The sequence below is a fragment of the Kitasatospora sp. MY 5-36 genome (genome assembly GCF_001182915.1).
Taxonomy (GTDB): domain Bacteria; phylum Actinomycetota; class Actinomycetes; order Streptomycetales; family Streptomycetaceae; genus Kitasatospora.
The window spans coordinates 1-6,047 of sequence record NZ_LFVW01000680.1 but is presented as its reverse complement, the minus strand read 5'-3'; the positions used below and the strand labels follow the sequence as shown (position 1 = coordinate 6,047).

The following is a 6,047-nucleotide window of genomic DNA, read 5'->3' as shown; positions in this document are numbered from 1 at the left end:
CTGCTCGGGACGGCGCCGGGAGCGGTGGTCGCGGTCGGCGCGCCCGGGGAGCCCGAGGTGCCGCTGCTGGCCGACCGGCCGCTGGTCGGCGGCGCCCCCGCGGCGTACGTCTGCCGGCACTTCGCCTGCGACGCCCCGACCACCGATCCGGCGGAACTGGCCGGAAAGCTGGGCGTGGCGGTCGAGTAGCGGGCGCCCCGGCGGGGGCGGGCAGGGGTTCGACGGCGGCCGGATAATCGTTGGCGAGCGGGGTCCGGCCGGGTCCACCATGGGCCATGACCTGGACTTTCAGCACCTCCCTCGATGAGTTCCGCGACCAGGCGGGCGCCTTCCTGGCCGCTCGCCCCGCCGAGAACACCGTCCTGCTCACCATCGCGCACCGGCTGGCCGAGTCCGGCCTGACGGTGTTCGGCGAGCCGCCGGTCTTCGGCTGGTGGCGGGCCGAGCAGGGAGGTCCGGTCGCGGGCGCCTTCCTCCAGACGCCGCCGTTCGCCCCCCGGCTCTCCTTCATGTCGCCGGCCACGGCCGCCGAGCTGGCGACCGGCCTGGCCGCCGCCGGAGCCGGCTTCACCACGGTGGCCGGGGTCGGCGGGGGAGCCGAAGCGGTCCGCGCCTTCGCCGCCGCCTGGACGGCGGCCACCGGCACCGAACAGTCCGTCCGCGTCGACGAACGGCTCTACCGGCTCGGCGAGTTGACCGACCCGCCGCACCCGCCCGCAGGCCGCCACCGGCTGGCCGAACCGGCCGACCGCGAACTGGCGATCCGCTGGTACCAGGAGTTCCTGGCCGAGGTCGAGGTCGAACTCCCCGACGTCCCAAGGGCGGTGGACGAGCGGACCGCGAACGGCTGCCTGCACCTGTGGGAGGACGACGGCCGCCCGGTCGCCCTGGCCGGCAGCAGCCCGGTGCTCGCCGGCATGTCCCGCATTGGCCCGGTCTACACCCCCGCCGAAAGCCGCGGCCACGGCTACGGCACCGCCGTCACCGCCGCCGTCTCGGCCCACCTCCTCGCCCACGGCGCCACCGAGGTCCTGCTCTACACCGACCTCGCCAACCCGACCAGCAACTCCATCTACCAGCAGATCGGCTACCTGCCGGTGGAGGACTCCCTGATCGTGGACTTCCGGCCCCGGTAACGGAGTTACGCGTCCCTGGTCAGATGCACGCCCGCCACCTCGGCCACCTTCGTGCCGAAGGGATCGGTGGCGGCCGCCGCAGTGGCGGGCGCGGGCAGCCGGTCGGCGCTGAGGTACGTCTGCGCGCAGGTGAGAAGGTTGCCGCCGGCCGACTTCATGTCGCCGGCGAGCCCGTCCAGCAGCGACTTCCAGGCGGTGCCGCACCCCTGCAACGCCGCCCCGCTCTGCCACCCCGCCAGCCCCCCGGCCGCCTTGTCGCCCGGCTCCGCGAGCTTCGCCGTCTCCTCCGGAACCTTCCCGGCCACTGCCAGCGCGTTGTTCCCGGCGGCGGTCAACTCGCCTGGTTTTACAGTGAATCCCTTGCCGTCACCCATCGCTCTTCCCCCAATGCCGCTGTGGCAGACGTGGGTTATGGTAGCGGTGAGTATCGGGGGGAGCACTCATGGCTGATCCGGATCAGCGGGCCGGCGCGGGCCGGCTCGACTTCGCGAGCCTGAAGAACGCCAGACCGGGGGACCTCCACGCGGCCGGCGACGCGTACGACGCACTCCACAAGGCGTTCGCGCAGCACACCGCCGACTGGAAGCGCGGCACCACCGACCGGGTCCACGGGTCGGGCTGGAGCGGACCGGCAGCCGACGCCGCGATCCCCTCACTGGACGGCACGACCACCCAACTGCACGCCGCCGAAACCGAACTGGCCGCACTCGGCCAGACCCTGCGGGACTACGCCGACCTCTTCGGACTCGCCCAGTCGAAACTCCGGCAGGCCGTCGTCGACGCCGGTGCCAAGGGCCTGACCGTCAGCGACAACGGCACGGTGAGCTGGCCCGCGCCCACCGGCCCGGTGGACGCGAACTGGGAGACCAAGCAGAAGGCGGCGGCCGAGGAGATCGCCAAGCGGATCACCGCCGCCCTCACCGAGGCCGGGACGGCCGACCAGACCCTCGCCGGGCTGCTCAGGGGCTTCACCCAGCACGCCACCAGCAAGTCGGGCCTGACCCTCGCGGTCGCCGAGGCCGACCAGCGGACGGCGAACGAGTCGGGCGCCCCGTACCTGAGGGACATGCCGGCCGCGGGAGCGCCGCCCACCGAGGTCAACAGCTGGTGGAACGGCCTCGACCCGGCGGGCCGGCAGTGGTTCATCGACCACCACCCGGAGAAGGTCGGGAACCTGGACGGGATCCCGGCGGACGTGCGGGACCAGGTCAACCGGAGCTACCTGGACAAGCGGCTGAGCGAGCTCAAGGGCAAGCAGCGGACGAAGGAAGAAGAGGCGGAGTTCAAGAAGCTCCAGCCCATCCAGGAACGCCTCGCCCAGGACGACCAGGCGAAGGACGGTCGGCCGCACTCCTACCTGATCGGCATCGGGGCCGAGGGCCAGGGCCGGGCGATCCTCTCCTTCGGGAACCCCGACACCGCCACCGACATCTCCTCCTACGTGCCCGGGATCACCACCACTCCCGATTCGCTCGGCAAGGCGACGCCGGGGACCACGCCCGGCACCAATGAGGCGGAGAACGCGCTGAACGTCTGGCGGGAGGCCAACAAGAAGGTCAAGCCCGGTGGATCGGCGGCCTCCATCGTGTGGCTCGGCTACGACCCGCCGGACATCGGCGTCGGAGCGGCCACGCCCGCACAGGCGGCCAAGGGCGCGCCCGACTACGCGAGGTTCGTCACCGGGCTCCGGGCGACCAACGCGAGCGGCCAGTGTCCGCACATCACCTCGATCGGGCACAGCTACGGCTCGCTCCTCGTCGGGCTGGCCACGAAGGAGGCCTCCCACCAGGGGAACCTCACGCTGCCGGACGACGTGGTGATCATCGGCAGCCCCGGCGTCGGGGTGAAGCACGCCGCGGACCTGGGGATGCCCGCCGGCCACGTGTGGGCGGGCGCGGCCGGCAACGACCCGGTCACCCAGATCCCCTCGGCGGCGAACCAGGCGGTGCCCTGGCCCTTCAAGGGCGTGGCCGGGGCCGATCCGCACGACCTCTGGTACGGGAGGGACCCGGCGAGCGAGTCCTTCGGGGCCAAGCGCTTCACCGTCGACGGTTGGAGCAAGTCGGGGAGCGTCGTGGACTTCGGGATGCACACCAAGTACCTGGCCCCGGAGACCGGCGGCCCCTCGCTGGGCAACATCGGCTCGATCGTCGCGGGCCGGACCGACGACGTCCACCTGACCGAGGGACGATGAAGACCCGTTGGAAGGTGACCGCATTCGTCACCGCGCTCCTCGCCGTTCCGGCCGTCGTCCTGGTGGCGTCCGCCAACGGATACGGACCGTTGGCCCTGAGGGAGCGGATGGTTCTGCTGAGCCCGGGTGAGGCGAAGGGCCGGATCGACGCCGCCCTGCGCGCGACCATGGGGGCGGTCTCGCCGCCGCTCAGCTATGCGGGCGCCGACGTCGACCTGTACAGGCGGTCGGACCACTGGGACCACGAGTCGAGTCTGGAAACGAACGTCACCGGGATCGTCCGTGTGCGGACGGTGGTCTCGCGGGCGAAGCTGCCGCTCCTGATGGAACAGGTGACCCCGGCGTGGCGGGCACTCGGGAGCCCGAACGTCGTCCGGGCGGACAACTCGGCGAAGTACCCGCGCCTGTTGGGGGCGGGGACCGTCGGCGGTGAGACCTCGCTGGCCGTCAACGCGGTCGGGTCCGAGGACTCCTCCTCCTACACGGTGACCTTCGAGGCGGAGGTCTTCGGCGTGCTGTACCAGCCCGCCCGTGCGTACGCGCCGATGTCCCCGCTGGGCCGGACGCCGCATGACGCCGCGGGCTACGTGGTCGTCGACCCCGTCGACGACCCGTACTGGTCGCACTGACCCCCCACCCCCTCACTCCCAGTCCCACCGGATCCCCAGGAGGCACGGCCGTACCGCCGTCGCCACCAGGTGGACGCAGTGGTGCCCGTCGAGGGTGAGTTCCTCGGTCTCGTACGGGGCGGCGCCCGGTGAGTGCAGTGCGAAGCGGTGGCAGCGGACGGGGAGGGCGGCGGGGTGGAAGGTGACCTGGAGGACGTACTGGCCGGCGCCGGAGTTGAAGCCGCGGACGTATTCGCAGCTGGGGTCGGGGGAGGGGGCGTCGTCGAAGCCGTAGCCGAGCAGGTGGGTGTCGCCGGCGCGTAGGCGGCGGTCGAGGAGGAGTTCGGCGGCGAGCAGGTGGTGGGCCTGGTCGCGGCGGATGCGGCCGGGGCGGCAGTTCTCCTCGGCGCGGACGCCGACGCGGGTGATGTCGCTGCCCGGGTCGCCCTGGTAGAGGGCGAGGTAGCGGTCGATGCCGTCGCGGTGGGCGCGCAGGGCGTGCTGGGAGTCGCGGCGGGCGAGTTGGCGGTCGGGGCCGACGCGGATGCGTTCGATGTGGGTGATGGTGTGCAGTCCGGTGTCGCGCGGGCCGGCGAGGGTGGCGAGCAGGTCGTCGACGGCGACGGCGGGGGAGATGAGGTCGCGGTAGGGGCGGACGGGCGGGCCGGCGGGGGCGGGGCCGGCGGCGCGGCGGGGGCCGAGCAGCCGGGTGAGGGAGTGCTCGGGCAGGTCGAGGACCTCTTCCAGGGCGGCGACGGCGCGCAGTGACTCGGTGCGTTCGGGGCGGCGGCGGCCCTGCTGCCAGTAACTGAGGCTGGTGAGGCCGACGGTGACGCCGCGCAGGGCGAGGTGGCGGCGGATGCGGTGGAGGGCGAGGCCCCGGGCGGAGATCGCGGTGCGCAGGGCGAGGTGGAAGGGGCCGGTGCGCAGGGCGGCGGCGAGGTCGGCTGGGTCGCTCTTGTGGATGGCGGCCTCCTGGGGGACGGGCGGACCGGCGTGCGGGCGGCTCGGACGGAGCGGCGTTTGACCGTGAATATTCACATCGGTGCGGTGGTTTGTCACCGGTCCGGGCCTGCTGCGCGGTGGTTCTCCGGGCGCCGTTCACATCCGCGTCCGCCCGTTCACACCTCAGTCGGGCCCCGCGGAGGGCCGTTGACCTGTCCCTGACGAGGCGCGATGCTCGGGGCGCGATCCGGACCGCGCCCCCACACAGCACCTCGCTCCACTCGTGCAAGGAGGCTTTCCCGCCATGCCAGTTCCACGAATACGGCTGCGCCGCGCGGTCTCGCTGCTCGCCCTCGGCGTGCTGGGCCCGGCGCTCACCGCCGCGGTGGCGGCGCCCGCGATCGCCGCCCCGGCCGGGCAGCCGGCCCCGTACCAGGCCCAGGCCCAGTACCAGGACCAGGACCGGACCCAGGCCCAGACCCAGACGCAGGCCCAGGACCGGGCCGCGCACCAGGTCCGCCAGGCCGCCGCGCCCGGCAGCACGGCCGACCTGGCCGGCACCTTCAAGAAGCTCAACATCACCATGCAGCAGCAACAGCAGACCAACTGGTGCTGGGCGGCGAGCGGGAACACCATCGCCACCTGGTTCGGCTACAACTACAGCCAGAACCAGTTCTGCAACGCCGCGTTCGGCCGCTCCGCCAACTCCAGCTGCCCCAACAGCCAGGCCACGCTGGGCGACGTGCAGAACGGGCTGAACTGGGTCGGCATCAACCCGGGCTCGTACGTCAACGGGTACCTGAACTACGGCACCGTGCAGTCCGAGGTGAACGCGGACCGCCCGATCGAGACGCGCATCCAGTGGAGCTCGGGCGGCGGCCACATGCACGTCCTGTACGGCTACGACACGTCGAGCAACTGGGTCTACTGGGGCGATCCGTGGCCCTCCAACTACCGCTACAACTGGGCGGATTACGGGTACTACGTGAACAACAACACGTTCTCGTGGACCCACTCCCTGTACCGGATCGGCGCGTGAGGGCGGCCATGACCGAGACCAAGAGCCGCCGTCGGGCCGCCACCGCGACCGCCACCGCCCTGCTCGCCGCCGGCCTCGCGCTGGCGCTCGCCCCGGCCGCGCACGCGGACTCCCCGTCCGCCCCG

At 72.7% G+C, this 6,047-nt stretch carries 7 protein-coding genes; 5 read left to right on the top strand and 2 right to left on the bottom strand.

Annotation, left to right across the window (positions count from 1 at the left end):
* Both AE652_RS44390 and AE652_RS33480 read left to right on the top strand, forming a co-directional pair.
* Window positions 1-189, top strand: a 189-nt coding sequence (locus AE652_RS44390; RefSeq protein WP_159028625.1) for a hypothetical protein, incomplete at its 5' end; no start/stop codon positions are given.
* Window positions 190-275: 86 nt separating this feature from the next.
* Window positions 276-1,136: a GNAT family N-acetyltransferase gene (locus AE652_RS33480; RefSeq protein WP_049658491.1), complete on the top strand. Its 861-nt coding sequence runs from the start codon at window positions 276-278 to the stop codon at window positions 1,134-1,136.
* A 5-nt stretch (window positions 1,137-1,141) separates the two neighbouring features.
* On the opposite strand, the gene AE652_RS33475 is transcribed toward AE652_RS33480, so the two are convergent.
* On the bottom strand, window positions 1,142-1,510 hold the full coding sequence (locus tag AE652_RS33475; RefSeq protein ID WP_159028624.1) for a hypothetical protein: 369 nt from the start codon (window positions 1,508-1,510) through the stop codon (window positions 1,142-1,144).
* Between the two features lie 68 nt (window positions 1,511-1,578).
* Between AE652_RS33475 and AE652_RS33470 the strand changes: the two genes are divergently transcribed.
* Window positions 1,579-3,330 carry an alpha/beta hydrolase gene (locus AE652_RS33470; protein ID WP_049658486.1) on the top strand — a complete coding sequence of 584 codons (1,752 nt, stop codon included), beginning with the start codon at window positions 1,579-1,581 and terminating at the stop codon, window positions 3,328-3,330.
* The gene (locus AE652_RS33465) at window positions 3,327-3,959 is read left to right on the top strand and encodes a hypothetical protein (RefSeq protein ID WP_049658484.1); all 633 of its coding nucleotides are present in this window, start codon (window positions 3,327-3,329) and stop codon (window positions 3,957-3,959) included. The genes AE652_RS33470 and AE652_RS33465 overlap by 4 nt, the downstream gene beginning before the upstream one ends.
* 12 nt (window positions 3,960-3,971) lie before the next feature.
* On the opposite strand, the gene AE652_RS33460 is transcribed toward AE652_RS33465, so the two are convergent.
* On the bottom strand, window positions 3,972-4,904 hold the full coding sequence (locus AE652_RS33460; RefSeq protein WP_049658495.1) for a hypothetical protein: 933 nt from the start codon (window positions 4,902-4,904) through the stop codon (window positions 3,972-3,974).
* 283 nt (window positions 4,905-5,187) lie between these two features.
* Here AE652_RS33460 and AE652_RS33455 point away from each other — a divergent pair, with 283 nt between their 5' ends.
* Entirely contained in the window at window positions 5,188-5,922 is a 735-nt protein-coding gene (locus AE652_RS33455; protein ID WP_082346141.1) for a papain-like cysteine protease family protein, read from the top strand.
* Window positions 5,923-6,047 lie beyond the last annotated feature (125 nt).